Genomic DNA, 25,125 nt, shown 5'->3' with positions numbered 1-25,125 from the left:
GCCGGAACCGACAGTTGTTACGCGCCGTCCCTCGAAGGAGTTCCCGTGATCCGCATCATCGCCACATTCAAGGTCCGCCCCGACGCCGTCGAGGGGTTCACCGCCAAGGCGCGTGAACTGGTGGCGGGCTCACGCGCCGAATCCGGAAACATCTCCTACGAGTTGCTGCGCGCCCGCGACGACGACGCCACCCTGACCTTCCTCGAGGCGTGGGCCGACGACGACGCCATCGCGGCGCACAACGCCTCGGCGCACTTCACCACGCTCATCCCCCAGCTAATCGCCCTGTCCGACGGCGACCCCGCCATCGTCCAGTACGAGCAGGTCTGAATCCGGCTCTTCGCGTTTGCGGATGTGGCCTCTAGCAGTCGTGGATGGAGCCCTGGCTCGCCTCTTGGCTGCCGAAGAACAGGCCTCGTCCTCCAGGTGTCTGCATCCGCTACCACGCACACACCGACCCTCGGCGCACATCACGAAAGTGGGATCGTCCTAGTGCGCACAGTGTCAGCACCGGGACAAGGCATCATCCGATTCAAACCGGAAGAGCCAGTAGTGTCCATCGGTGACCAGTTTCGGCGCTCTCCTCCACAGTATCAGCTGGACACCGAAGGAAAACCGCGTTAAGTCAACCACAGCGATCCGCGTACAACCGCCACCATGCGGCAAAGTGGTCACCGATGGACATTTTCAGTTAGGCAGCCGCCCCCTGAACGCTTCGGCCGACCAGTGCATGCAACAAACTCCCCGGTCGTGGGCGCCGCGCACCCAGCAGGAAGGTCAGCCGTCGGGCGTCGTGGTAGTGAAGCCGGTTCCGGCGATCACAGTATGGAACGCCGCCAGCGGCACGGCCGCAACCACGAACACGCGCGACAGCAGTTCAGCAATTAGGCAACCGTAACCCCGGATGAGGTTGGGAGCACGGAGGAGGTATGCGATGCCCTCATCCTGTGCCGCTTCCATGTCCGTAGCACAGATGAAGGTACGGACCTGCAGGCGCTGTAAGTAGGGTTTTGCGGGAGCCAAAAGTGGGAGATTGCAGACTCCTTCCGCCCGGGACGTGCAGTACCAGCCGCATCCCCCCTGCCGGAGGCGGCCCGCCCGCACGAGGATGGCAGAAGCCGGTCAAGGAGGATCCCCCGCCATGCAAGCGCTCAGTGTTCAGCTATACGCCGTTCGCGACGCCCTCGCCGCAGACCTGGAGGGCACCCTCGCCCGCATAGCCGAGATCGGCTACGCCCGGGTTGAGGCCTTCGCCTTCGTCGAGCAGGCCGCGCGCCTGCGCCGCGCCCTGGATGCCGCCGGGCTGGCCGCCCCGAGTGTGCACGCCTCGATCATTGAGGCTGCGGACCCAGAGCCGGTGCTGGAGGCGGCGCAGGAGGTCGGAGCCGAGCTGCTCATCGACCCGTACCTGCCGCCAGATCGTTGGCGGACCGCAGACGACGTCGCCCGCCTGGCCGAGAGGGCCAACGCGGCGGCCGCACTCGCGGCGCAGGCGGGGATGACGCTCGGCTACCACAACCACTCCTGGGAGACGTCCACACTGATCAACGGCAGGCACGCGCTGGAGGTCTTCGCCGACGAGCTCGAGTCGGGCGTGGCGCTGGAGGTGGACACGTTCTGGGCCGCCTTCGGCGGTGCGGACGCCCCGGCGCTGCTGCGACGGCTGGAACAGCGGGTCAAGGCGATCCACATCAAGGACGGCATCATGCCGACCACTCCCCCACCGCTTCCCGACGACGCCGAGGGGATCACCGCCGTCATGGCACAGTACACCGCCCAACAGCAACCGGCCGGCCGCGGCGAGGTCGACATAGTCGCATCATTGCGGGCGGCGCCACAGGCGCTGCGCGTGGTTGAGTTCGATGATTACGCGGGCGACATCTTCGAGGGCATCGCGACTTCGCTGGCCTGGCTACGCGAGCACGACGCCTGAGCCCGCGCACGGCGCCCCGGCTCCCAGCCCGGTTGGGCGCCGTCGTGGAGCATCGTCTTACTTGCGTCGCCTCAAGAGCCGGGGCTGCTTGTCATAGAGCTTCGCCGTACCCTCCTCCGGCATGGGGATGTAGGACGGCGACTCCTTGTGGGGTCCGTAGGGCTCGGTGCCGGCCCAGGTGTCAACCACCCAGCACTTGAACGCCCACAACGCCCCGACGATGGGGCCGTACTTACGGGTCTTCTCCCGCACCTGGTCACCACCGACGAAGGAGGTGGAACGCATATCGGCCTTGAGCCAGTTGAGGAAACGGTTGCGCAGGGACTTCTTCTCAGCCATGCGTACATGATATCGGTCACATTCGTTCTGCGGAAGGGCTGCTATCCGATGAACCGTGAAGAACGCAGGCCTTCTGCACCGTGCGCACAGAAGTCAGGTGATCGCCCCTGTCGGCGGCGGGACCGGCGTCGGTAGCTTCGTGGGCGTCGGGGGGCTCGGGTCGTGCGACGCCGCCGCATCAGCCTCCAGACGACCGTTCGTCTGCGAAGGAGCTTTATCATGCCGCGTCCGATCAACCTGTTCACCGGCCAGTGGGTGGATCTGCCGTTCGAGGAGGTGTGCACCCTGGCGGAGCAGTGGGGCTTCGACGGCCTGGAGGTTCCCGTGGCCGGCGACCACCTGGACGTCTACCGCGCCGCCGAGGACGACACCTACTGCCAGCAGTGGAAGGACACCCTGGCACGCCACAACCTGAGCGTTTACGCCATCTCCAACCACTCCACCGGCCAGTGCATCTGCGACGACCCGATCGACTTCCGTCACCGCGGCCTGCTGTCGGACAAGGTGTGGGGCGACGGCGAGGCCGAGGGCGTGCGCACCCGCGCCGCCGAGGAGCTCAAGCTCACCGCCAAGGTGGCCGCCAAGCTCGGCGCCAAGGTCGTCACCGGCTTCACCGGCTCCAAGATCTGGAAGTACGTGGCCATGTACCCGCCGGTAGGCGCCGACGTGATCGCCGACGGCTACGAGGACTTCGCCCGCCGCTGGAACCCGATCATCGACGTCTTCGACTCCGAGGGCGTCAAGTTCGCCCTCGAGGTCCACCCCAGCGAGATCGCCTACGACTACTGGACCACCAAGGCCACCCTGGACGCCATCGACAACCGCGAGGCCTTCGGCATCAACTGGGACCCCTCCCACATGATCTGGCAGCAGATCGACCCGGCCGTCTTCCTCACCGACTTCGCCGACCGCATCTACCACGTCCACTGCAAGGACACCAAGACCCACTTCGACGGGCGCAACGGCCGCCTGTCCAGCCACCTGCCCTGGGACGACCCGCGCCGCGGCTGGACCTTCGTCTCCGCCGGCCTGGGCGAGGCCGACCTGGACGGCTACTTCCGCACGCTGAACCAGATCGGCTACGAGGGACCCATCTCGATCGAGTGGGAGGACTCCGGCATGGACCGCCTGCACGGCGCACCCCTCGCCCTGAAGTTCGCGCGCGAGCACGTCTACGACCTGCCCGAGGCCGCCTTCGACTCCCACTTCGACAACCGCTGAGCGCGTCTCAGACCTGCTGACGGAAGCGCTGGTACAGGTGGGCCAGGGGAGCCGGCGCCCACCAGTTCCAACGGCCGAGTACCGTCATGGTCGCGGGGACCAGTAGCAGCCGCACCAGTGTGGCGTCCACCGCGACCATGACGGCCAGGCCGACCCCGAGCTCCTTGATGGCGATCATCTCGCCCGAGACGAAGCCGAGGAACACCGCAATGATGATCACCGCGGCCGAGGTGATGATGCGCCCCGAGCGCTGGAGGCCACGGGCAACGGCGTCGTCGTTGTCGTGACCGGCCTCCCAGTACTCGTTGATGCGGGCCAGCAGGAACACCTCATAGTCCATGGCCAGCCCGAATCCGAAGGCCATCAGGCAGGCCACCACGAAGGTTTGCAGGCCCGGGGTCTGCGGCAGGCCGAGGCGGACATGCTCGAAGAGCCAGGAGGTGGCGCCGAGGGCGGCGATCAGCGAGGCGCTGTTTATCAGCAGCGCCTTGAGCGGAACCACGAGCGAGCCGGTCATGCAGAACAGCAACAGGAATACGGCTGTGATGACGATGAGTGCCGCCCAGGGCGCCCGCTCGGCCATGGAGTCGATGAAGTCCTCCTGCTGGGCCGCCGCGCCGCCGACCCAGTACTCATATCCGGGTTCCATGCCGCGGATGGTCTCGACGGCGTCGCTCGCCTGCGGGCCGACCGGGTCCTCTACGTCCATGAGGACGCTGATCAGCGTCATGCCTTCCTGCCCGGGAAGCTCCGCGGCGGTGACCCGAGCGACGTCGTCCAGTGCCCGGATGGCGGAGACGAGCCCGTTTGCGTCGTCGGCACCGGCCTGAGCCACGACGCTGATAGTGGGCGTGGCCAGCGCGGGGTAGTCGTCCTGGATGATGTTGTAGCCGGTACGCACCGGTGCGTCCTGCGGCACGTACTCGATGATGTTGGTGCGCATGCGCGCCGACCCGATCGGCGCCACCATTACGGCCAGGACGGCGGCGACTGCGGCCATGACGATCCACGGGTGCGCCACCACGCGATGCGACAGCCGACTGAATACGCCGTGATCCGAGGAGGAGTCGCCGACGGCGCGCAGCACGCGGCCCACCCCGGGAACCCGGCTCAGCGCACTCGGGCGAACCAGGCGGCCGCCCAGCAGCGTGATCACGGCGGGCACGAGCGTTATGGTGCACAGCACCGCCACCAGCGCCACGGCAATCGCGCCCGTGGCGATCGTCTTCAGCATGGAGGAGCTCATCACCAGCAGTCCGGCGATCGAGCAGGCGATCGTCAGCGCCGAGAAGGAGACCGTGCGCCCGGCGGTGGCAACGGTACGTTGGACACTGACGCGCACCAGTTGCTTCATCTGCTCGCCGGCGGGCAGCTCCTCGGACCGCTTGGCGGCCCCATGGCCGGCCTTCGCGAGCTGTGCGGCCACTTCCTCGCGGTAGCGGCTGACGAACAGCAGCCCGTAGTCGATGGACAGGGCGAGGCCGAGTATGGAGATGACGTTGAGGATGAAGGACTGTACTTCGAGGACGAAGGTCAGGCCCCACAGCGCCGCCATGCCGATGACTATCGAGGCGAGCGCGTTGACAACGGGGAGCCCTGCCGCGAGCAGTCCGCCGAAGATGATCACCAGCAGGATGAGGGCCACGGGGAGGCTCACGGACTCCCCCTGGGCGAGGTCTCTTTGCACCAGTTCGCCGATCGAGTCGCCGATCAGCTCTGAGGACACGGCGTACGCCTCGGCGCGCGGCTCGTAGGTATGCAGGGAGTCGACATAGGCCCCCTCCGCAGTCTCGGCCACGCGCTCGGAGACGGAGGCGACCTCCTGCTCGGACAGGTCGGCGTCGAGCGTGACGATCACGACGTAGCCGTCACCACCAGTTGACAGCAGGGCTCGCGCCTCCTGCGAAGTGGGGTCGGGCAGCGCAAAGGCGTCGGTAACCGAGGCGACGCCTTCCAGCTCACCCAGGCTCCCGCGAGCGGACGTAGCCGCAAGGCCTGCTCCGGCAGGATCGCCAACCACATCCACGCCGTCGACGACGATCGAAATCACCTCCCCGGCATCCTCGTTGGATCTGGTCAGGTCGGCGACGACGCTGGACTCGGTGTCCGGGGTGGTGGCGTCGCCGCTGGCCAGTCTCTGGAACAGGCCGCCGGCCCCCCAGCCCTGGAAGACGAGGGAGACCGCGACGGCGACCAGCAGGACCCAGCCGATGACGAAACTCGCGGGGTGGTGGGAGACGGCGCGACCGATACGACTGAACATGAGGGACCTTTCACGGAGGCGGCCGCGCCGGCTCCGTGCGACGAGCGGGAGCCGGCACAACCATAGAACAACGATCGTTTTCGTTTACGCTTCCACCGTAATCCGCGCTCGGAGTGGCGTCAACACCGCACCGCCCGCGTCCAGCACAGGCAATTCACGACCTTGGGGACACTGCACGACCTTGTTGCCCGTTCCACGACCACCCCGAGGCCGCGCAACGTACACCGAGGTCGTTATTCGCGCACCGACGCCCCTGACCCGCCGTCGGCTGACATTCTTGGGTAATGCGCCCCTCCGCCGAACCAGCCGACGCTACCGAAGACAACACCGCACCGCCCGCGTCCTCAGGCTCCCGATCCGCCGCTGACCCGGCGTTCGCGCCCCCTCCGCCGTCGCCCGTCCGTGAGACCGCCGACAAGTCCCGGGCCGTCGCCGAGTTCCTGCGCGGGCTGCGCGTCGGCGGGGCGTTGCTGGCCCTCGGGGGCATCGTGTGGGCCGCGTACCAGGTCTCCATCAACCCGGGCATGGTCGAGATCGCGGTGGATCAGATGCTCCCCATGCTGACCCTGTTCGCTCTCGTCGCCCTGGTGGCTTGGGCGTGTTACGCGGGCTTGATCGGCGGCCTGCGCGCCCGCCGTCGCCGCGTGGTGAGCGTGACCCTGCTAGCGATTCTCCTGGCCGCCTTGCCAACATTCATCGCCGCATTCCGCTTCGGCGCGTTGTGGCGGAGCCAGTCCCGGGCGATCGGCATGGATTACCCGGGGCTGTTCCCGCTGGCCATCGCCGCCGCGGGGCTCGCCGTCACCGTCACCGCCGATATCTTCGTGCGCCTGCTACGCAGGCCGCGCCCGGATGTGCGCCTGCCTCTGAGGCGCCGCCTGCGCCCCACGCCGACGGCGCTCGTCGCCACCGCCGTGGTGCTCGTTCTCGCCACCTCTGCGGTCATGGTCCCGGCCCTGTCCTTCCCCTCCCGATCCGTGTGGCTGACCGCCGTCCGCCCGGTATCCGTCCCCGAGACGCTCGACGACGACGTCGCCTGGCAGCGGGTGTTCGCCGCGGACGAGCCGGTCCGGGGCGTCATCGCGGGAAGCTTCACCCCGATTGTGGTCACCGACCATGGCGTCCTCGGCCTCGATCCCAATAGCGGCTACACCGACTGGGTCCACACCCGCCCGGCGGAGACCATCGCGCTCGGCGACTGCGCCGACGGCCCCAAGGGAGCCTCCTGCCACGCGGCCCTCAGCCCGAACCGCGCCCACCTGGTCATCGCCTACGACGCCGGCCCCACTCGTACCCTGTTCGTCGGCATCGACACCGCCACCGGACGAGTCGCCTTCGAGCACATGCACCAGTACACCTACCCTCCCCAAGCCGACCAGCGCGCGCGGGTTCAGATCACCGACCACGTGGTCATGATCGATCAGGACATCCTGTCGCTGGAGGACGGCTCTGTCCTGGCCACCGCGCCGAGAGTCCGTTTCCCCGCCTGCGCGGGGGATGCGGACTGCGCCACTTCTAAACCGGTCTTCGCGTCGTTCTTCCAAGGCGGCCACTCGACCCTCATCCTCGGCGCGCACTGCCCAAGCGATCGGAGCGGTTGGTGCGAGTTGACGCTGGTCCCCGATGACGATCTCACCGCCATCACCACTGTTGGCGGGTTCGTCCCCGCCGCGAACGGGAGCGGTCCGGTTGTCGTCGACGGTTGGAGCGTGCGTTACCGCAATCCCGACGCGGCATACCAGGAACTCGAGGAGTCGGGCGCGGATTCCAAGACCCGATCGCTGGAGGCCGTCAGCCTCGACGCCCTGTCCGGCGCGGTCGCGGGGCCTGCGGTCGCCCTGGGCGATCTCACGGCGCCGGTAGACGACGACGGCACCCGGACCCTACGCCTTCAGGGCCCCTCCACCGATGTCGTCTTCGATCCCGCCACCGGGCAGGTCGGCACTGTTCAAGAACTAACCGAACAAGCCTACGGATTCGGTTACCTCGACACCCTCACCGCCAGCTGCTCAGGCGACGCCGTCACCGAAGACGGCAGGGACCTAGAGGTGCTTCGCGCCGACAACACCACTGCAGTCCGTCTGAGCTACGCCGACATCCAGGACTCCGACAATGCCTCCTCCGCCGCTCCGCGCTACCGCGACGACGGCTACCTGGTGCCGGCGCCCGGCATCATCGCCCTGGTGTGCTCGCGCTCCGCATCCACTGGGGGAGCGGGTGCCTCCGCGCCCGCTGACTCCGGCGGCGCCGAGACGGTGATCATCGGGCTCAGCAACCGGCCGGCCGCACACATGGACCGCCCCGCCTAGGACGCCGGCCGATCCGCCGTCGGCGATACAGCCTTGGCCACTCCGTCCCGATTCAGGCTAGCCTGTCCTTATGAGCGCCGGATTCGCGTTTACAGACGTAGCCCCCGTTTTCGACCACCGCTCGGTCGCCCGCGTGGACACAGACCGGCCCGCCTACTACGGCCGCCGTCTCGTGAACCACATGACGCACAAGCTCGAGGCGACCTGGGATGAGGCCGCCTCCACGGGTCGCCTGGTCTTCAACCGTGAAGGGCCGGTGGTCGGCGTCGCGGACCTGACCTGCGAGGACCGAGCACTCGTCCTGACCCTGTCGGCCTCCGCGCAGGAGCTGCCGCGCCTGGAGGACGTGGCCGGACGGCACCTGGCGCGCTTCGGCTACGAGGATGGCCTGGTCGTCTCCTGGACGCGCGACGACGGTTCCGCCGGAACCGCACAGGGCCCCCTGACCAAGGAGGACCTGGAGCGCATGCGCCGCGAGTACGAGGCCCGGGCCGCGCGCGAAGGCACCGGCCCCAGCAACCTGAACTAAGCTAGCCAACGGTGCCGGGAAGGTCTTCACTCTCGCGCACATCTGCCCCTGTTCACCCAACCGGAAAGGACATCCCCATGCCGGAGCTCACCAACCCCCTGTACACGATTGAGGCCCTGGCCACCGGGGACGGCCGCAACGGCCACGTCACCTCCGCAACCGGCCGCATCGACACCGACCTGGCCGTGCCGAAGGAGATGGGCGGCTCCGGCGCCAACCTGCCCAACCCCGAGGAGCTGTTCGCAGCCGGCTACGCAGCCTGCTTCCACTCCGCCCTGCAGGTGGTCGCCCGGTCTCAGAAGGCCGAGTTGGGCGACTCCAGCGTAGGCGCCCGGGTCTCCATCGGCTCGAATGGTGCGGGCGGTTTCGGCCTCGCCGTCGAGCTGGAGGTCGTAATCCCCGCGCAGCCACACGACGCCGCTCAGGCGCTGGCCGAGGCCGCTCACCAAGTGTGTCCCTACTCCAACGCCACCCGCGGCAACATTCCGGTGACCGTCACCGTCTCCGACGACTAGGGCCTGTCGCGCGTTCAGCCATCAGAGCTGAGCACTCACGCCGTCGAGCGCGTGCCCGAATCGGTCTGCCGTACCCGCCCGCGCACAGCAGACCGATTTGGGCACGTAACTTCTACCGATTTGGGTACGTAACTTCTACCGATCTCGGCGAGAGGGACCTGCGGCTCACCCGCCTGCCGCTCCGCCACACCCCTGCCGCTCCGCCACACCCCCTGCGGCTCACCTGCCGCGCCCCGCTCGGCTACTACTCGACGACGGTGATGCGGCCGACGGGGTCCTTGACCCGCAGCATCAGCAGCAGCCCGACGCCGAGCACCGCCACGATCCCGAGAATGCCCCAGTAGCCGGCGCCACCGCCGACCACCCGGGTGCCGACCCAGATGCTGGCGCCGTACATCGCCGGCGCCATGAAGGACACCGCCCGCCCGGTGGTGGCGTACAGGCCGAAGATCTCACCCTCGCGTCCCTCTGGCGCCAGCCGCGCCAAGTAGGAACGGGCGGCGGACTGTGCCGGTCCCACGCAGCCTGACAGCACCAGTCCGAGCACCCAGAAGATCCTCGCCCCCGCCGAATGGAGGAAGAACACCGCCGTTCCGGCCCCCACCAGCACCACCAACGCTCCCAGGATCACCCGGCGCGGCCCGAGCAGGTCATCCAGCCGACCGGCGGCGATGGTTGCCACCCCGGCCACCACATTGGCCGCCACCGCAAAGACGATCACGTCCCCCGAGGAGAAGCCGAAGGTGTTCTGAGCAATGATCCCGCCATAGGTGAACACCCCGGCGAGCCCGTCACGGAAGACGGCTGCCGCCAGCAGGAACCACAGCACCTCCGGGTGGGTGCGGTAAAGGCCCACGAGTGTGCGCCACAGGTGCCTGTATGAGGCCGCCAGGGACTCGTGCCGCATGATCCGCGGCGGCGCCTGGATGGGGTCGGTGGGCTCGTTCTCCAATCCAGCGAGCGCGCGGGCGTCATCGCCCTCCGCCTCCTCGATGGCCGCCCAGCGCCGCCAGGCCCGCTTGCCCGACTGGGTGACCAGCACCGGAATCGCGCACAGGCCGAACCAGCCGGCGGACACCAGCATGGACACGCGTATATCCAGGCGGTTGTCATCCGTCACCCCGAACCAGCCGACCTCCGGGTTGATGAAGCCGACGTACAGGATCAGCAGCAGCACGATCCCGCCGAGGTACCCCATACCCCAGCCGAGCCCGGAGACGGCACCGACCCGGTCCTTGGTGGCCAGGCGGGCCAGCAGGCCGTTGTAGTTGACGGAGGCCAGCTCGAAGAACACGTTGCCCACGCCGAGCAGCGTCACGCCCAACCACAGGTAGCCGGGCTCGGGCAGCACGAAGTACATGGCCGCGCTGACGGCGACCACCACCGCCGTGTACGCACCCAGCCAGAACACACTGCGCCCGGCACGGTCGGAGCGCTGCCCGGTGACTGGAGCCAGCAGCGCGATGCAGGCACCCGCAATTGCCAGCCCCACCGAGAGCGCCGACTGGTTGGCGGTGGGGTCGCCGAAGTCGGAACTGGTCAGGTAGACGGAGAAGACGAAGGTGGTGATCACCGCATTGAAGGCGGCCGATCCCCAGTCCCACAGTCCCCAGGCCACCACCGGCCAGGTGAGCAGCTTGCCGCGCGGGGCGACGGTGGCACCGCCGTCCGCCGCACCCGCGGGGCTGAACGCGGGGTTGAATTCTGAGTCCCGTCCCGGAACATGAGGCCTCATGCCTCAGAGCCTAAGACTGCTCACGCTCCCCACGGGCAAGAATCTCGGCGAGGGCCAGATCCAGCGGCGTGGTCACCTTCAGGGCGAGCGGGTCCCCGGCGACGACGGCGACCTGACCGCCCATGGCCTCGACGAGCGCGGCGTCGTCCCGGGCGGAGCGCGCCTCGTCATCGGCACTGCCGGCCCCGAACCGATGCGCGGCCTCCAGGGTGGCGCGGGAGAAGCCCTGCGGGGTCTGGACGGCCCGCAGCCGCTCCCGGTCCGGGGTGCCGACCACGCGCTCGATCGCCTCCTCGACGGCGACCTCCTTGACCGTGTCGACCACGGGCAGGCCGGGGACGACGGCGTCGTGCCCGGAGCGCACGGCGGCGACGATGCGGCGCACCAGATCGGGCGGGGTCAGGGCGCGGGCGGCGTCGTGCACGAGCACGATCTCGGCGTCGGGCCGGGCCCTGAGCGCCGCGGCGAGCCCACGGGCGACCGAGGCCTGCCGGGAGGCGGGCGAGCCGGCGACGACGCCGATCCGCCCCGGGTCCGCCAGGTCGGCGACCTCGGCGGTGAAGCGCTCGACCGCGGTGGCCGGGGCGGTGATGCTGATGTGGTCGATGACGCCGGCGGCGAGCAGGCCGCGTGTTGCCCGGTGCAGCAGGGACTCGCCGCAGATCTCCACCAGCGCCTTGGGTCCGCGCCCCCCGAGCCTGGTGCCGGAGCCCGCGGCGGTGAGCACGGCGACGGCGGTGCTGTGTGAGGGCGTGTCCGACATGCTCGGGAACCTACCAGCGCCGTCCCGCCGCCTGCGCGCCGTCCGGTCTCAGGCAGCGGTGCCGGAGGCCAGCACCTCGTCAAGGGTGTTCTCGGCCTCCTCCTCGGCGGTCTTCTGCGCGAGGGCGAGCTCGGAGACGAGGATCTGCCGGGCCTTGGCCAGCATGCGCTTCTCCCCGGCGGACAGGCCGCGGTCGGTATCGCGGCGGGACAGGTCGCGCACGACCTCGGCGACCTTGATCACGTCACCGGAGGCGATCTTCTCCTGGTTGGCCTTGAAGCGGCGCGACCAGTTGGTGGGCTCCTCGGTCAGCGGCGCCCGCAGCACCTCGAAGACGCGCTCGAGCCCGGACTCGTCGACGACGTCGCGCACCCCGATGAGGTCGACGCTGTCTGCCGGGACCAGGATGGTCAGGTCGCCCTGTGCGACCTCGAGCTGCAGGTAGGTCTTCTCCTCACCCCTTACCTTGCGCTGCCGGATGTCGATGATCCGGGCGGCTCCGTGGTGGGGATAAACAACGGTCTCGCCGACTTCAAATGTCATGTGTGAGGTCACTCCAGATTTGTAGCGGGACCACAAGTTTATCAGGAAATATCGCCGGAAGGCCGGGGAGCTAGCTCACACGACGAGCCGGTAGCCCACTCCGCGCACGGTGGTCAGCAGCTTCGGAGAGCTCGGATCCTCCTCGATCTTGGCGCGGATCCGCTTGACGTGGACGTCCAGGGTCTTGGTGTCGCCCACATAGTTGGTGCCCCACAGGCGCCCGATGATCTGGCTGCGGGTGAGCACGCGGTCGGGATGGCGCAGGAACAGCTCCAGCAGCTCGAACTCGCGCTTGGGCATGGGCACCACCTGTCCGGCAACGCTGACCTCGTGGCGGCTCACATCCATGGTCACCCGCCCCGCGGTCAGCACCGACTCCTCGGGGGCGTCCTCGGCGGTGCGGCGCAGCACGGCGTGCACCCGGGCGACGAGCTCCCGGTAGGAGTAGGGCTTGGTGACGTAGTCGTCGGCGCCGAGTTCCAACCCGGCGATCTTGTCCATCTCCGCATCCCGGGCCGTGAGCATGATGACGGGGACGCGGGAGGTGCGGCGGATGCGCCGGCACACCTCCGCACCGGACATGCGCGGCAGCATCAGGTCCAGCAGGACCAGGTCGATGGGGCCGGGACCGTCCGGGGCTCCGGCCGCCTCGAAGCGCTGAATCGCGGCCGCTCCGTCCTGCGCCTCGACGACGTCGAAGCCGTCGCGCCGCAGGTTCAGTGCCAGCGGCTCCCGGTAGTTCTCCTCGTCCTCAACCAACAGGATGCGAGTCATGGACGTACCTCCTGCGGATCCGCGTCCGGTGTCGCGGGCGATGTGCTCGGCGGTGCCAGTGGAACGGGCGCATCGGAGATGGCGGCGATGGCGGCGAAGGACGCGCCGGCGGCGCCGCTGGCCACCGCCTGGACCGCCTCGGGGGCAGGGCCGGGCAGGTCCGCCGCGGTGCGATGCCGGGGCAGCACCAGGGTGAAGGTGCTCCCCCGCCCGGGGGCGGACCACAGCTCAACGGTGCCGCCGTGGTCGGCGGCCACGTGCTTGACGATCGACAGTCCCAGGCCGGTGCCGCCGGTCGCGCGGGAGCGGGCCTTGTCCACCCGGTAGAAGCGTTCGAACACGCGCTCCTGCGCCTCCTTGGGGATGCCGATCCCCTGGTCGACGACGGCGATGCGCACCAGCTCCGGGTCGTTGGCGTCGACGCTCAGGCCCACGCTCACGCGGGTGCGCGGATCCGAGTAGCGGATGGCGTTGTCCAGCAGGTTGCTGACGGCGGTCACCAGCAGCGACGCGTCCCCGAGTACGTGGAGGTTCTCGGTGCCGCCAGAAACGAGGACGACCTCTTTGGCGTCCGCCTCCACGCGCACCCGGTCCAGGGCGTCGACGACGACATCGTCGACGCTCACGTCCTCGGGCTCGACCAGGGCGTCGCCGTCCTGCAGCCGGGACAGCTCGATGATGTCTCCCACCAGCAGCTCCAGGCGGCGCGACTCCCGGCTCATGCGCTCGGCATAGTCGGCGACCAGCGCGGGATCGTCGGCGTTGTCGCGCACGGTCTCGGCCAGCAGCGAGATCGCGCCGACCGGCGTCTTGAGCTCGTGGGAGGCGTTGACGACGAAGTCGCGGCGCATGTCCTCCACCCGGCGAGCGGCGGTACGGTCCTCGATCAGCACCAGGACCCGACCGCGGCCGATACCGGCCACACGCACTTGCAGGTGGAAGTTGCCGGCGCCCGCGACGCGGCCGCGCGCCACCGTGATCTCGGCGTCCTGGGCCCGGCCGGTGGCGCGCACGCGGTCAACCATCTGGGCCACCTGCGGTTCACTGACCTCGTCGTCGTGCACGATGTTGTAGGTGTAGGCGGCCGCGGAGGCGCGCAGCACCTCGCCGTCGTCGTCGAGGAGGACGATGGTGGAGCTCAGCGCGGCGAGTATGGGGATCAGCCCGTCCCGCTCGAGCGTGGAGCCGGCGACGATCCCGTTGCCACGGACGTCGCGGGTGGAGTGCCCGAGGGCGAGTCCTGCCGCGGCGCCGGTCGCGACACCTGCGACGGCTACGGCGATGATCAGCCAAACGGTTCCCACGCCCCCTAGGGTAGAGGTGTGGCCGGGTGATCCGCGAGCCCGGCACCGCGGCCGCTATGTGGGAGGCTCATCGTGCGTGACATCTTCAACCAGGAGCTGAAACAGCTGGGGACCGACCTGGCGTCCATGGCCGCGCAGGTCGCCACCGCCATCGAACGCGCCGCCGAGTCCCTGCGCACCGGGGACATCATCGTCGCCGAGCAGGTCATTGACGCCGACGAGCGCATCAACGACCTGCAGCGGGACATCGACGACATGTGCGTCATGCTGCTGGCCCGGCAGCAGCCGGTGGACCGGGACCTGCGCAATGTCATCTCCGCCCTGCGCATGGCCCAGACCCTGGAGCGGCAGGGGGACCTGGCCCGTCACGTCGCGGCCATCGCCCGGGGACGCTACCCGCTGACTCCGGTGCCCGAGCCGATCCTCGGACTCATGGTGAAGATGGCCGACGCCGCGGTTCGCGCCGGCCGCGATGTGCGCACGCTCATCGAGACCCAGGACCTGGAGCTGGCCGCCGAGATCCAGCGGCGCGACGCCGAACTGGACGCACTGCACCGGGAGTCCTTCCAGATGATCCTCGACCCGGAGATCGAGCTCACCCGCCAGCAGGTGGTCGACGCGGTGCTCATGGGGCGTTTCCTGGAGCGCTTCGGCGATCACTCGACGTCGGTCGCCCGCCGCATGGCCTACCTGGTCTCGGGCATCACCGTGCCCAGCGACTAAGTCCTCCTGCGCCCACCACCTCACCAACGAGGCGGGCTTGGGGACCAAAAGGTCGTACTCGGCAGGGCAGAACTCGCCGAGTACGACCCCAACAGCCCAAACACGTCCCCACATACCCGAACCACACACACGTTCGTGCCGATACCCCGCGAACGCCCCGTAAGCGAGTCATCGGCGTGATGGCGGTGTTTAAGGTCGGGGTCTTGGTTGGTGTGGTGCGGGAAGGTCGGGGCGATTGTGGTCTGGGGGGGTTGAGCCGGGACGGTGCCTGACATCCGCGGGTAGATGTACGGGCCGTGAGAGCACGGTCCCCGCGGGCAAGGGCTCCGCCCGATCCGCCAGACCCGTGCGAAGAAGTCCAGCCCCCGCCGCAGGCACCCAACGGTGCAAGCCCAACACCTGCCGGGCCCCGGCCACCGCGCCCCTGGTGCCGGTCCGCCAGCTCCCGCCCGCCCCGCCCGGCCAGGGGTGCTCCCAGGTGTACATCCACTGTGCATCGACGCTGAACCGACACCGGTTTGGACCCCCTCGGGCCGGTTCGGACCCCTTGCGCCGGTTTGGACCGCCCACGCCGCACGCAACGGCGGTCCAAACACGGGACAGCGGTCCAAACAGAGTTCCGGGGTCTAAACAGGGGGACAGCGGTCCAAACAGAGTTCCGGGGTCCAAACAGGGGGACAGCGGTCCAAACCGAGGAGGCCGCCAGCACACCTCCCCCGACACACCGGCCCAAAGCACCACGCTCGCGCCGATAACCCGCGAACGCCCCGTAAGCAACCCCGGTGGGAGAATGCGACGGGGCGGGACGACTGTTCGTCATCCCGCCCCGTCTTATCAGTCAAGGCCTGCCGCGCCTGAAGCACGCGCTCCCGGTGCGGATGCCGGTCGGCCGCTAGCGACTCACTTGCCCTGGTTGGCGACCGCGGCGATCTTCGCCTCGGCCTCGGGGTCCAGGTAGCGACCGCCCTTCTTGATGGGCTTGAGGGTCTCCTCGTCGAGCTCGTAAACGAGTGGAATGCCGGTGGGAATGTTGACCCCGGCGATATCCTCATCGGAGATGTCATCGAGGTGCTTGACGATGGCGCGCAGCGAGTTCCCGTGGGCGGCGATCATGACCGTCTTACCGGTCTTGATCTCGGGGACGATCGTCTCCTCCCAGTACGGCAGCAGGCGCGCCAGGACGTCCTTCAGGCACTCGGTGGCGGGAATCGGCTCACCGGCATAGCGCGGGTCGGAGTCCTGGGAGAACTCCGAGCCGAGCTCAATCGCCGGCGGCGGCACATCGTAGGAACGGCGCCAGAGCATGAACTGCTCGTCGCCGTACTGCTCGCGGATCTCCTTCTTGTTCTTGCCCTGAAGGGCGCCGTAGTGGCGCTCGTTGAGCCGCCAGTGGCGCTCCACCGGGATCCAGTGGCGGTCGGCCGCGTCGAGAGCCAGGTTAGCGGTCATGATGGCGCGGCGCAGCACGGAGGTGAAGAGCTTGTCAGGCAGGACGCCGGCCTCCTTGAGGAGTTCACCGCCGTGGGTCGCCTCGGCGCGTCCCTTCTCCGACAGTGCGACGTCCACCCAACCGGTGAACAGGTTCTTAGCATTCCATTCGCTCTCGCCGTGGCGGAGCAGCACAAGGGTGTAAGCCATGGGGAACATTGTGCCAGGACCTCCCGGACGCCACCAGGCCCCGGGTCCTACAAAAGGAACCGGGGCCTGGTGAACGCAAGCCTGGTTGCGACGCGTGAGCGTCTGCCGTGGCGCTGCGACCGCGGCAGAACGGCGATAGCCTCGGCTCAGCCGTTGTTGGCGGGGTTGTTAGCCGCCATGTAGGCCTCACGCACCGGAGCAGGAATGCGCCCGCGGTCGGACACCTCGTAGCCGTTGGCACGGGCCCACTCGCGAATCTTCTGGGTGACGCCCGTCGGCGGACGACGGCGGAGCGTCCGGCGTCCACCGCGACGGCGGGCCTTCACAGTCCATTCCTCGATCGACTCGCGCAATGCGGCCGCGTGTTCCTCATTGAGGTCGATCTCGTAAGTGACGCCGTCAAGAGCGAAGGTGATGGTCTGAGTCGCCTCGGAGCCGTCGATGTCATCCACAAGAACAATCTGGGTCTTCTGTGCCATATTGGTCCTCCTTGCCACAGATTACGTGGATCCCGCGTCCAGTACGGGATCACCCCACGAAGGAGAATATACATAACGGGCCAATTGAGGCAAGGTAATCGGGAATTCTTAGCGTGTCACGGGCGGACCGCACCGAAACCGCTCGCGCCCGACGCCAGGTGGAGCCACCTGTGGGAATCGAACCCACGACCTATTCATTACGAGTGAATCGCTCTGCCGACTGAGCTAAGGTGGCCTGCCGCCAAAGCGGCGAGACGCAGGCTACCGCCTGACCGGCGCGACACGCAATTCGCCGCCCCAGTCCCAGACGGTGGTTTGGAGCACAACGCCGGGCCGGGCGATGCGTACCCTGGCCATATGCACATCCACTTCACCTACGCCGGCGGCACCATCGGCATGGTCGATTCTCCCCGCGGACTTAGGCCCGGCGCCGACCTGGAGGGCTGGTTGTCCGGGTTGATTCCAGGCTTCGCCGCGCCTCCTCTCACTCCCCGGGAAACCGCGGCACCGCAATCCAATGCCCCGGCGCCAAGGCCTTCACCAACCCCCGACGCGACATACTCACTCACAGCATTGCAACCGCTGCTCGACTCCGCGGATGCCACGCCTAGCACCTGGCAGGCAATCGTCGACGACGTGCGTCGGCACGCCGGTCGGGCGGACGCATTCGTGGTGCTGCACGGCACCGACACCCTGGCCTATACGACCGCGGCACTGTCCTATGCGCTTACCGAGCTCAGTCAACCGATCGTGGTCACCGGTTCTCAGCTGCCCCTGAACGCGGCCGGATCCGACGCCGCCGCAAACGTCACCGGCGCGCTGTATGCGCTCACGCACGGTGCGCCCCGCGGGGTACACCTGTTCTTCGGCGGGCGCCTGCTGGCCGGCAACCGGGCCACGAAGCTCTCCACCTGGGCCTTCCAGGGCTTCGACTCCCCGCTCTCCCCGGCCCTGGCCGTCGCGGGCGCCCCCTGGCACTGGTCACCGGGCGGTCCGACTGCCGGCGCCGGCTGGTCCTCGCCGCTGCCCTTCACCACCCACGACGTTGTCGTCGTCGATCTGGTCCCCGGGCTCAGCGCCGCCCGCCTGCGGGCCGCCCTGACGCCGTCGCCCGTGGCGGTGATCCTGCGGGCCTTCGGCGTCGGGAACCTGCCCGGGGCTCCGGACGGCCCGGTGTCCGTGCTCGCGGAGGCGGTGCGCGCCGGTATCACGGTGGTGCTCGCCTCGCAGTGCCTTCAGGGTGAGGTCGCGCTCGACCGCTACGCCGCCGGCGCCGGTGCCGCCGAGGTCGGTGCGGTGGGCAGCGGTGACATGACCCTGGAGGCCACCTATGCGAAGCTGCAGTTCCTGGCGTCCCAGGGGCTGCGTGGCGCCGAGCTCGGGGCTTGGCTGGGGCGGAACCTGGCCGGAGAGCTCACGGAGCCGGCCGCCCAGCGCTGAGGCGCCCCTCCCCTGCGCCGAGATCGGTAGAAGTTACGTGCCGAGATCGGTAGATATGGCGGCAGCCGGTTGTCTCCACCGGCCGGCGCGCAATCAGCCGCAGGTGAGTCCCGCCTCCGGCAGGACGCCCGCCAGCAGGTAGTCGTCGACGGCGGCGGTCACGCACTCGTCGGACCGCCCGTAAGCGGTGTGCCCATTGCCCTTCCAGGTGACCAGGCGAGCGTCGTCGAGCTGCTCGGCCAGCGCCTGTGACCAGGAGTAGGGAGTGGCCGGATCACCGGTGGTGCCCACCACCAGGATGGGGGCCGCGCCGGAGGCGTGGATCTCGGTCCGCTCGCGTGTGGACTCATGCCCCCAGGCCTGGCAGAACAGATCGGAGTAGCCCAGGTCGACGCCGAAGGTCGGGGATGCCTCCTGCAGCGCCCTCCGCTCGGCCTCCCAGCTGTCGGCGTCGCCGACCACCGGATAGTCCAGGCAGTTGATCGCATTGATGGCCTCGTTACCGTTGCCGCTGTAGGAGCCGTCGCTCTCCCGCGAGGCGAACAGGTCGGCGACGCGCAGCAGCACCGAGCCGTCGTTCTGGTTCATCGCCTGGTCCAGTCCCTCGGTGAGCACAGACCAGGATTCGGACTGGTACATGATGCCGAGGATCGCGGACTCCGCGAGCGAGTAGGTCAGGGGCCGGTCGGGATCGGAGGTGGGAATCGGCGCATCCGCGGTGACTTGGAGAAGGTCTCGGATCTGGGCCACGCCTTTGTCGACATCACCACTGAGCGGGCACTTGTCACCGCTGAGGCAGTCCTCCACATAGACGCGCAGCGCATTCTCGAAACCGGCGGCCTGCCCGAGGGTTATCTCGCCGGCACTCAGAGTTGGGTCGATGGCGCCGTCAAGGACCATTCGGCCGACGTTGGAGGGGAACAGCTCAGCATAGGTGGCGCCCAGGTACGTGCCGTAGGAGTAGCCGAGGTAGGTCAGGACGTCTTCGCCGACGACGGCGCGCAGTACGTCCAGGTCGCGGGCGGCGGAGATCGTGTCGACGTGGTCGAGCAGGCCTACGGGAGTACTGGCCGCGCACTTGCCCTCATACCAGGCGGCGTACTCCTCCACCTCCTCCTGGACGGCAGCCTCGTCATCGGCGTAGGCATCCCCGGCACCGGTGGCCGCCTCGAGCTCGGAGGCGGAGCGGGCCGCGTCCAGCTCGGCGTCGGTCAGGCAGTCGATCGCCGTGGAGCTGCCGACGCCACGCGGATCGAAGCCGATCACGTCATAGGACTTGAGCAGGGCGTCGGAGAAGTAGTCGTCTACGGACTCTACGAGGCTCAAGCCCGAGCCGCCCGGGCCACCCGGGTTGATGAACAGGGTCCCGATCGCGGTGCCGTTGGCGGAGCGCCGCTTCATGGCGATGTCGATGGTCTGTCCATCCGGCTCCGCGTAGTCCAGGGGCACGGTGACATAGGCGCAGCTGAAGTCGGCTTCGCCGTCGGCCTCCTCCATGCCGGCCTCCGCGCAGGGGTACCAGTCGGCGTGCTGGGTGTAGTAGTGCTCCAGGCCGGCCGGAACGGACGCGGTGGTAGAGGCCGTTGCTCTGGCCGCGGCCGAGGGGCTGACGCCCGAGCCGGGGATCAGGCTGTCGCAGGCGACCAGGCCGGCCGCGGCGAGCACTGCGGTGACGGCCGCGAGCGCGCGGCCGGGGCGAGCCTTGAGGAAGTCCACTCAGGCAGCCTACGGGTATGAGCGTATCCGTCCGGCACGCCACCGGGTGGAGTCCTCCCCATTGCGACGCACCCGTTAAGGATGCCGTGCCCCGGCACCGGCGTCCGTGGCGGCCCCAGGCAGGCCCTCGGCGGACCTCCCACGCCCTCTCCGCTGCGCATAGCCTGGAAGTCATGAGCCAGCAGCCGCCCAAGTCCGTTGACGCCCGTGCCGAGATCAAGGACTTCCTGACCACGCGTCGAGCGAAGGTGACCCCGCAGATGGTGGGACTACCCGTGGTGGCCGGACACCGCCGCGTGCCGGGGCTGCGACGCGAGGAGGTCGCCATGCTGGCCGGCGTGAGCGTGGACTACTACACGCGGCTCGAGCGCGGCAATGCGGCCGGCGCCTCCGAGGAGGTCCTGGACGCACTCGCCTCCGCGCTGCTGCTGGACGACGCCGAGCGGCAGCACCTGGTCGACCTCGCCCGCGCCGTCACCCCCACGGGGCGGGTGCGTCGCCGTCGTGCCCGCACCAAGAGCTGTGTGGTGCGCCCGGGCACGCAGTGGATTCTGGACTCGATGGTGATGCCGGCCGCGGTGCGCAACGGCTCAGGCGATTACCTTGCGGTCAACGACATGGCCCGGGCCCTGTACTCCCCCATGTTCGTCGACCCGGTACCGGATGTTTCCGGCCAGCACCCGAATATGGCGCGCTTCGTCTTCCTGGATCCGCGCTCGCGCGACTTCTTCCCAAACTGGCAGGCGGGGGCGGAGGACCTCGTGGCCATGCTGCGTCTGGAGGCCGGCACTGATCCGACCGACCCGTGCCTGCAGGCACTCATCGGAGAGCTGTCCACGCGCAGCCGGGACTTCGCCGACCTGTGGGCGCGCCACGACGTCGGCTACGTGTGCCGTGCGGAGAAGGTGATCAATCACCCGGTCGTCGGACGGATGCACCTGTTCTACGAATCCGCCGCCATGACGTCCGCGCCCGGCATGACCATGCTCGTGTACGGGGTGGAGCCCGGCAGCGCGAGTCAGGAGGCCATGAGGCTGCTGTCCTCCTGGGCAGCTACCGAGCTGGCGCCGACGGATGCCGCCGCCCAACCGACCGAGCAACGCTGAAGCCTCCGGGGCCTGTGCGAGTACGCCCCGCAGCACCTACGCCTGGGGCCGCAGCTGCACCATGAGGGCCTCCACCGCCAGCAGCGGCGCCGCGTTGGACCGCAGCCGGGTGCGACACTCCTCAATGGCGCCGATGCGCGTCAGCGACTGCCGCGGTCCGGTGGAGGCGGCCACCTGGGCCACGGCGTCGGACAGGTCGATATTGACCTGCTCCACGTCACTGCCGAGCTGCACCGCGAGCACGTCCCGGTAGAAGGACAACAGGTCGATCATGGCCCGGTCGAGCACGTCGGTGCGGGCCCGGCGGGCGCGCCGCTTCTGGTCCTCCTCCAGCTGCCGGACCTGGGCACGCAGCGACGGCGGAACCCGACCGCCCTCCTCCAGCCCGAGCGCCCGCAGCAGGGCGGCCTTCTCGGCGGCGTCCCGCTCGGCGGTGGACTGGCCGGCCTCCGCCTCGGCGGCGTCCACCAGGTCCGCGGCGGCCAGGACCGCATCACCCACGCTGCGCAGCGATATGGGTGCCAGCAACAGGCGTCGGCGCCGCTCCCAGGCGCCGGGGTCGGTGGCCAGGTGCCGGGCCAGTCCTATGTGGGACTGGCTGGCGCGGGCGGCACGGGCGGCCAACTCCGGGTCGGCGCCGTCACGGCGCACGAGCAGCTCGGCGACGGCGTCGGCGCTCGGAATGCGCAGCGTGACCAGGCGGCACCGTGAGCGAATGGTGGGCAGCACGTCGTCGGCGCTGGGTGTGCACAGAATCCAGACGGTCTGCGGCGGGGGCTCCTCAATCGACTTCAGCAGCACGTTGGTGGTGCGCTCGGCCATGCGGTCGGCATCCTCCACCAGGATCACCCGCCAGTTGCCGGTCCAGGGGCGGCGCTGCGCCTCTCCGATCAGCGTCTTGACCTCGTCCATGGTGATCAGGAGCTTCTCGGTGGCCATGCGCACCACGTCGGGGTGGGCGCCGCTGAGCACGTCGCGGCAGGCCTTGCACGCCCCGCAGCCGGGTACCTCCCCGGTGCACTGCAGGGCGGCCGCGAAGGCCCGGGCGGCAACGCTCCGGCCGGAACCGGGAGGGCCGGTCACCAGCCAGGCGTGGGTCATGGCCGAGGTGTCAACGTTGGCTACGGCTGCAGGTGCTACGTCGGCGTTCTCCGGCGCCGGCTGCCGGGCGGATGGAGCCTGGCCGCCGTCTCCTGCGCGGGCGGCGACGACGGCGCGGGCGGCCTCGGCGGCGGCCCGGAAGGCGGCGACGACCCGCTCCTGGCCGACGACGTCGTCCCAGACGCTCATGCGCGCTCCCGCGTGGAGGGCAAGAGCGCCCGGCCTGCGGTCGACGTCGGGATGGAGCGGCTCACGCCCACAGGGTAGCGGCATCCACCGACGCGGTCAGCCCGCCCTACCCGCCCGGCACATGCCGCCCACCGAAGCCGCCAGCCACACGCCGGTTTGGCCTTGGTACGCCGGTAAGCGGTCTGCTGCGCCCCCTACAGGCACACAGCCAACAGCTAAGTGGAGTGGTAGACGATTGCGACCGATCTCGGCACGTAACTTCTACCGATCTGGGCACGTAACTTCTACCGATCTCGGTGCAGGAACGCGGCGCGGAAGGAGGCAAGCTGTGCGGCGGTACCACGCTCGGCGATCAGCCGCTCCATGTGCCCGGCCACGTCCGCGGCCACCTCCTCCGCGGGCCGGTCGGCGTCAACGATCTTGATACGTTCGGGCTCCCGACTCGCCAGCACCAGGAACTCCTCGCGCAGGGCGACGTGGAAGGCGTCGGGCTCGCGCTCCAGCCGGTCCCGGCGCCCGCGTGCACCGGCGCGCGCGGAACCGACGGCAGGGTCGGCGTCGAGCAGAATGGTCAGGTCGGGCAGCAGGCCGTCGGTGGCCCACAGGGACAGGTCGCGCACCTCCTGCGGGCCGAGCGCACGGGCCGCGCCCTGGTAGGCCACTGAGGAGTCCAGGTAGCGGTCGGTGAGCACCACCTCGCCGCGGGCGAGGGCGGGGCGCACCACCGTGGCGACGTGGTGGGCGCGGTCGGCGGCATACAGCAGGGCCTCGGCCCGCGGGCTCACCTGGCCGCCGTGCAGCAGCAGCTTGCGGATCTGACTGCCGAGCTCGGTGCCACCGGGCTCGCGCGTACGCCGGCAGGCGATCCGGGCCTCATCCAGCAGGGAGCACAGCTGTTCGATCTGGGTGGTCTTGCCGACCCCGTCGCCGCCCTCGAAGGAGATGAACAGGCCACGGTGAGCACGCGCGGGCGCGGAAGCGGACGAGTTCACGGCGCCAGCGTAGCCGGACGCAGCGCGCCGTGCCCCGTTCTCGCCTGGCGCCGGGCCCGCCTCTGTCACCAAATGCACCACTTTCCGAGCGCCTACCAGCATCCAAAGACGAAAAACCGCATGATCCCGCGAACGCAGTCGGCGGATACGGCAACAGCCGGGCGTAAAGCGGTGCATTTCATGACACCGCTTTACGCCCAGCGCCGCACCCGCATCAGAAGGCCGGGACGTATACCTCCACGCGGCGGTTGAGCTGGCGCCCGGCCGGGTTGTCCGAACCGTCCGCGTTCTCGTTGGGCGCCACCGGCCGCGTCTCACCGAAGCCCGCCGCCTCAAGCTGCGCCGTCACCCCGTCCTGCACCAGGGCGTCGAGCACCGCCTGGGCGCGCTGCTCGGACAGGGTCTGGTTGAATTCCTCATCCGAGATCGAGTCCGTGTGCCCATAGACGTTGGCGGCGGGGACCCCCGCCTCGTTGAGCAGCCCGGCCAGTTCCTCCAGCGTGGCGTCGGCGTCGGCGCGAATCTCGGCGGAGCCGAAGTCGAACAGGATCCCGTCCTCCAGGGTGATGACCGTCCCGCAGGACTCAACCGGCTGGGCCGCATCAATGCTCGGGAAGGACCCGATGGACCCCACCGGGGGCAGCGGCTCGGCGTCGACCTGCACGCTCTGGGCGCCCCGGGTGACCAGTGCGGCGCCATTGCCCTCGTTGACGATGCTCAGCCCGGTCTCGGCGTCGCTGTACGTCCCCGAGCCGTCGCCCTCATTGGTGATGCTGACCGTCCGGGTGGAATACACGCCCGAGCCGTCCCCGCCGATCACGATCGACTCGCCGGTGGCGGAGTTGTCATAGGTGCCGGCGCCGTCCTCCCCGACGACGACGCTGAGGGTCTCATCCGTGTAGGTGCCGGTGCCGTCGGTGTCCACCACGATGCTGGTGGTGCCGTCGTCGTAGGTGCCCGAGCCGTCGCCGTTGTTGACGATGCTCACGGTGCCGTCGTCATACACGGCGGCGCCCTCGCCGTCGTTGACCAGGGAGGAGCTGCCGTCGGAGGTGACCACGGAGCCGTCTGCGCCGACGACGGTCCTACCCCCGTTCAGGTTCCCCGCCTCATCGCAGCGCGCCGGGGAGACGGTGATGCCCGGCCGGGAGGTGAGGCCCGTGGTCAGATCCGGCGTGAGACTTCCGGTGGAGGCGGTCAGCAGCCCCAGGTCCGGCAGCGCGAACAGCGGGACCGGCGGAATCTCGCCGACCTGGTACCCGGCAACGGCCAGGGCGGAGTCGGTCGCGGCGGCCGAGGCGCTCGCCTGCGCGCTCTGCGTCGCTGCGGCGGTCGCCGTGGGGGCCTGCGCCTCCGGGCTCTGGGAACCGGATGCCGGGGAATCGGTGCCCGAGCAGCCGACCAGGGCGAGGGTCAGGGCTGCGGCGGCCGCGAGCCCCGCCGACATGCGGGGAAACCGGTGGTGCTGGGGGAAGGCGAGTTGGGAGTGCACGGGTCGAGTCCTTGTCTGTCG

Annotated in this window: 23 protein-coding genes and 1 tRNA gene; 9 read left to right on the top strand and 15 right to left on the bottom strand. The window is 69.2% G+C overall.

What is annotated here, in order from left to right; genetic code table 11:
- The first annotated feature begins 45 nt into the window (after nt 1–45).
- A complete protein-coding gene (locus BLR49_RS04790) occupies nt 46–330 on the top strand; it encodes a putative quinol monooxygenase (protein ID WP_092534237.1) in 285 nt (94 codons plus the stop codon).
- 447 nt (nt 331–777) lie between these two features.
- Here the strand turns inward: BLR49_RS04790 and BLR49_RS04785 are convergent, their stop codons facing one another.
- Nucleotides 778–960 carry a hypothetical protein gene (locus BLR49_RS04785; protein ID WP_143013699.1) on the bottom strand — a complete coding sequence of 61 codons (183 nt, stop codon included), beginning with the start codon at nt 958–960 and terminating at the stop codon, nt 778–780.
- A 181-nt stretch (nt 961–1,141) separates the two neighbouring features.
- Here BLR49_RS04785 and BLR49_RS04780 point away from each other — a divergent pair, with 181 nt between their 5' ends.
- Nucleotides 1,142–1,933 carry a sugar phosphate isomerase/epimerase family protein gene (locus BLR49_RS04780; RefSeq protein WP_092534230.1) on the top strand — a complete coding sequence of 264 codons (792 nt, stop codon included), beginning with the start codon at nt 1,142–1,144 and terminating at the stop codon, nt 1,931–1,933.
- A 57-nt stretch (nt 1,934–1,990) separates the two neighbouring features.
- Here the strand turns inward: BLR49_RS04780 and BLR49_RS04775 are convergent, their stop codons facing one another.
- Nucleotides 1,991–2,272, bottom strand: coding sequence for a hypothetical protein (locus BLR49_RS04775; protein WP_092534227.1), 282 nt, complete (start codon nt 2,270–2,272; stop codon nt 1,991–1,993).
- Between the two features lie 219 nt (nt 2,273–2,491).
- Between BLR49_RS04775 and BLR49_RS04770 the strand changes: the two genes are divergently transcribed.
- Nucleotides 2,492–3,493 (top strand): sugar phosphate isomerase/epimerase family protein, encoded by a 1,002-nt coding sequence (locus tag BLR49_RS04770; protein ID WP_092534224.1) that lies wholly within the window; start codon nt 2,492–2,494, stop codon nt 3,491–3,493.
- Between the two features lie 7 nt (nt 3,494–3,500).
- On the opposite strand, the gene BLR49_RS04765 is transcribed toward BLR49_RS04770, so the two are convergent.
- On the bottom strand, nt 3,501–5,756 hold the full coding sequence (locus BLR49_RS04765; protein ID WP_092534222.1) for an MMPL family transporter: 2,256 nt from the start codon (nt 5,754–5,756) through the stop codon (nt 3,501–3,503).
- 284 nt (nt 5,757–6,040) lie between these two features.
- On the opposite strand from BLR49_RS04765, the gene BLR49_RS04760 reads away from it, so the two are divergent.
- From BLR49_RS04760 to BLR49_RS04750, 3 genes are all read left to right on the top strand, one after another.
- A complete protein-coding gene (locus BLR49_RS04760; protein WP_092534219.1) occupies nt 6,041–8,065 on the top strand; it encodes a hypothetical protein in 2,025 nt (674 codons plus the stop codon).
- Nucleotides 8,066–8,135: 70 nt separating this feature from the next.
- Nucleotides 8,136–8,594, top strand: coding sequence for a DUF2218 domain-containing protein (locus BLR49_RS04755; RefSeq protein WP_092534216.1), 459 nt, complete (start codon nt 8,136–8,138; stop codon nt 8,592–8,594).
- A 77-nt stretch (nt 8,595–8,671) separates the two neighbouring features.
- The gene (locus BLR49_RS04750) at nt 8,672–9,109 is read left to right on the top strand and encodes an organic hydroperoxide resistance protein (RefSeq protein WP_092534212.1); all 438 of its coding nucleotides are present in this window, start codon (nt 8,672–8,674) and stop codon (nt 9,107–9,109) included.
- Between the two features lie 244 nt (nt 9,110–9,353).
- On the opposite strand, the gene BLR49_RS04745 is transcribed toward BLR49_RS04750, so the two are convergent.
- The 5 genes from BLR49_RS04745 to BLR49_RS04725 all read right to left on the bottom strand — a co-directional run bounded on the left by BLR49_RS04745 (nt 9,354) and on the right by BLR49_RS04725 (nt 14,228).
- Entirely contained in the window at nt 9,354–10,844 is a 1,491-nt protein-coding gene (locus BLR49_RS04745) for an MFS transporter (RefSeq protein WP_092534209.1), read from the bottom strand.
- A gap of 10 nt (nt 10,845–10,854) precedes the next feature.
- Nucleotides 10,855–11,607 (bottom strand): 2-C-methyl-D-erythritol 4-phosphate cytidylyltransferase, encoded by a 753-nt coding sequence (gene ispD, locus BLR49_RS04740; RefSeq protein WP_092534206.1) that lies wholly within the window; start codon nt 11,605–11,607, stop codon nt 10,855–10,857.
- 48 nt (nt 11,608–11,655) lie between these two features.
- Nucleotides 11,656–12,150, bottom strand: coding sequence for a CarD family transcriptional regulator (locus tag BLR49_RS04735; protein ID WP_092534203.1), 495 nt, complete (start codon nt 12,148–12,150; stop codon nt 11,656–11,658).
- A gap of 75 nt (nt 12,151–12,225) precedes the next feature.
- A complete protein-coding gene (locus BLR49_RS04730; RefSeq protein WP_092534200.1) occupies nt 12,226–12,924 on the bottom strand; it encodes a response regulator transcription factor in 699 nt (232 codons plus the stop codon).
- Nucleotides 12,921–14,228 (bottom strand): sensor histidine kinase, encoded by a 1,308-nt coding sequence (locus BLR49_RS04725; protein ID WP_092534197.1) that lies wholly within the window; start codon nt 14,226–14,228, stop codon nt 12,921–12,923. Before BLR49_RS04725 ends, BLR49_RS04730 begins: the two co-directional genes overlap by 4 nt.
- A gap of 72 nt (nt 14,229–14,300) precedes the next feature.
- Here BLR49_RS04725 and phoU point away from each other — a divergent pair, with 72 nt between their 5' ends.
- Nucleotides 14,301–14,951, top strand: coding sequence for a phosphate signaling complex protein PhoU (gene phoU / locus BLR49_RS04720; RefSeq protein ID WP_092534194.1), 651 nt, complete (start codon nt 14,301–14,303; stop codon nt 14,949–14,951).
- 900 nt (nt 14,952–15,851) lie between these two features.
- Here the strand turns inward: phoU and BLR49_RS04715 are convergent.
- The 3 genes from BLR49_RS04715 to BLR49_RS04705 all read right to left on the bottom strand — a co-directional run bounded on the left by BLR49_RS04715 (nt 15,852) and on the right by BLR49_RS04705 (nt 17,303).
- Nucleotides 15,852–16,589 (bottom strand): phosphoglyceromutase, encoded by a 738-nt coding sequence (locus BLR49_RS04715; RefSeq protein ID WP_092534191.1) that lies wholly within the window; start codon nt 16,587–16,589, stop codon nt 15,852–15,854.
- A gap of 146 nt (nt 16,590–16,735) precedes the next feature.
- A complete protein-coding gene (locus tag BLR49_RS04710) occupies nt 16,736–17,068 on the bottom strand; it encodes a histone-like nucleoid-structuring protein Lsr2 (protein WP_092534188.1) in 333 nt (110 codons plus the stop codon).
- A gap of 159 nt (nt 17,069–17,227) precedes the next feature.
- Nucleotides 17,228–17,303 (bottom strand) — tRNA-Thr (locus BLR49_RS04705).
- Between the two features lie 122 nt (nt 17,304–17,425).
- Here BLR49_RS04705 and BLR49_RS04700 point away from each other — a divergent pair.
- Entirely contained in the window at nt 17,426–18,508 is a 1,083-nt protein-coding gene (locus BLR49_RS04700; RefSeq protein ID WP_092534185.1) for an asparaginase, read from the top strand.
- Nucleotides 18,509–18,601: 93 nt separating this feature from the next.
- Here BLR49_RS04700 and BLR49_RS04695 read toward each other — a convergent pair whose 3' ends face one another.
- On the bottom strand, nt 18,602–20,224 hold the full coding sequence (locus BLR49_RS04695; protein WP_092534182.1) for an alpha/beta hydrolase: 1,623 nt from the start codon (nt 20,222–20,224) through the stop codon (nt 18,602–18,604).
- Nucleotides 20,225–20,397: 173 nt separating this feature from the next.
- Between BLR49_RS04695 and BLR49_RS04690 the strand changes: the two genes are divergently transcribed.
- Nucleotides 20,398–21,330: a helix-turn-helix domain-containing protein gene (locus tag BLR49_RS04690; protein WP_092534179.1), complete on the top strand. Its 933-nt coding sequence runs from the start codon at nt 20,398–20,400 to the stop codon at nt 21,328–21,330.
- A gap of 36 nt (nt 21,331–21,366) precedes the next feature.
- Here BLR49_RS04690 and BLR49_RS04685 read toward each other — a convergent pair whose 3' ends face one another.
- The 3 genes from BLR49_RS04685 to BLR49_RS04675 all read right to left on the bottom strand — a co-directional run bounded on the left by BLR49_RS04685 (nt 21,367) and on the right by BLR49_RS04675 (nt 25,059).
- Nucleotides 21,367–22,620, bottom strand: coding sequence for a DNA polymerase III subunit delta' (locus tag BLR49_RS04685; RefSeq protein ID WP_092534176.1), 1,254 nt, complete (start codon nt 22,618–22,620; stop codon nt 21,367–21,369).
- 284 nt (nt 22,621–22,904) lie between these two features.
- Nucleotides 22,905–23,612: a dTMP kinase gene (gene tmk, locus BLR49_RS04680; RefSeq protein ID WP_245690459.1), complete on the bottom strand. Its 708-nt coding sequence runs from the start codon at nt 23,610–23,612 to the stop codon at nt 22,905–22,907.
- A 214-nt stretch (nt 23,613–23,826) separates the two neighbouring features.
- A complete protein-coding gene (locus tag BLR49_RS04675) occupies nt 23,827–25,059 on the bottom strand; it encodes an OmpA family protein (protein ID WP_092534171.1) in 1,233 nt (410 codons plus the stop codon).
- Nucleotides 25,060–25,125 lie beyond the last annotated feature (66 nt).

This window comes from Actinomyces ruminicola (assembly GCF_900103885.1).
Taxonomy (GTDB): Bacteria; Actinomycetota; Actinomycetes; order Actinomycetales; family Actinomycetaceae; genus Actinomyces; species Actinomyces ruminicola.
Note: the sequence above shows the minus strand (reverse complement) of the source record. Positions and strands in the feature narration are given on the sequence as shown.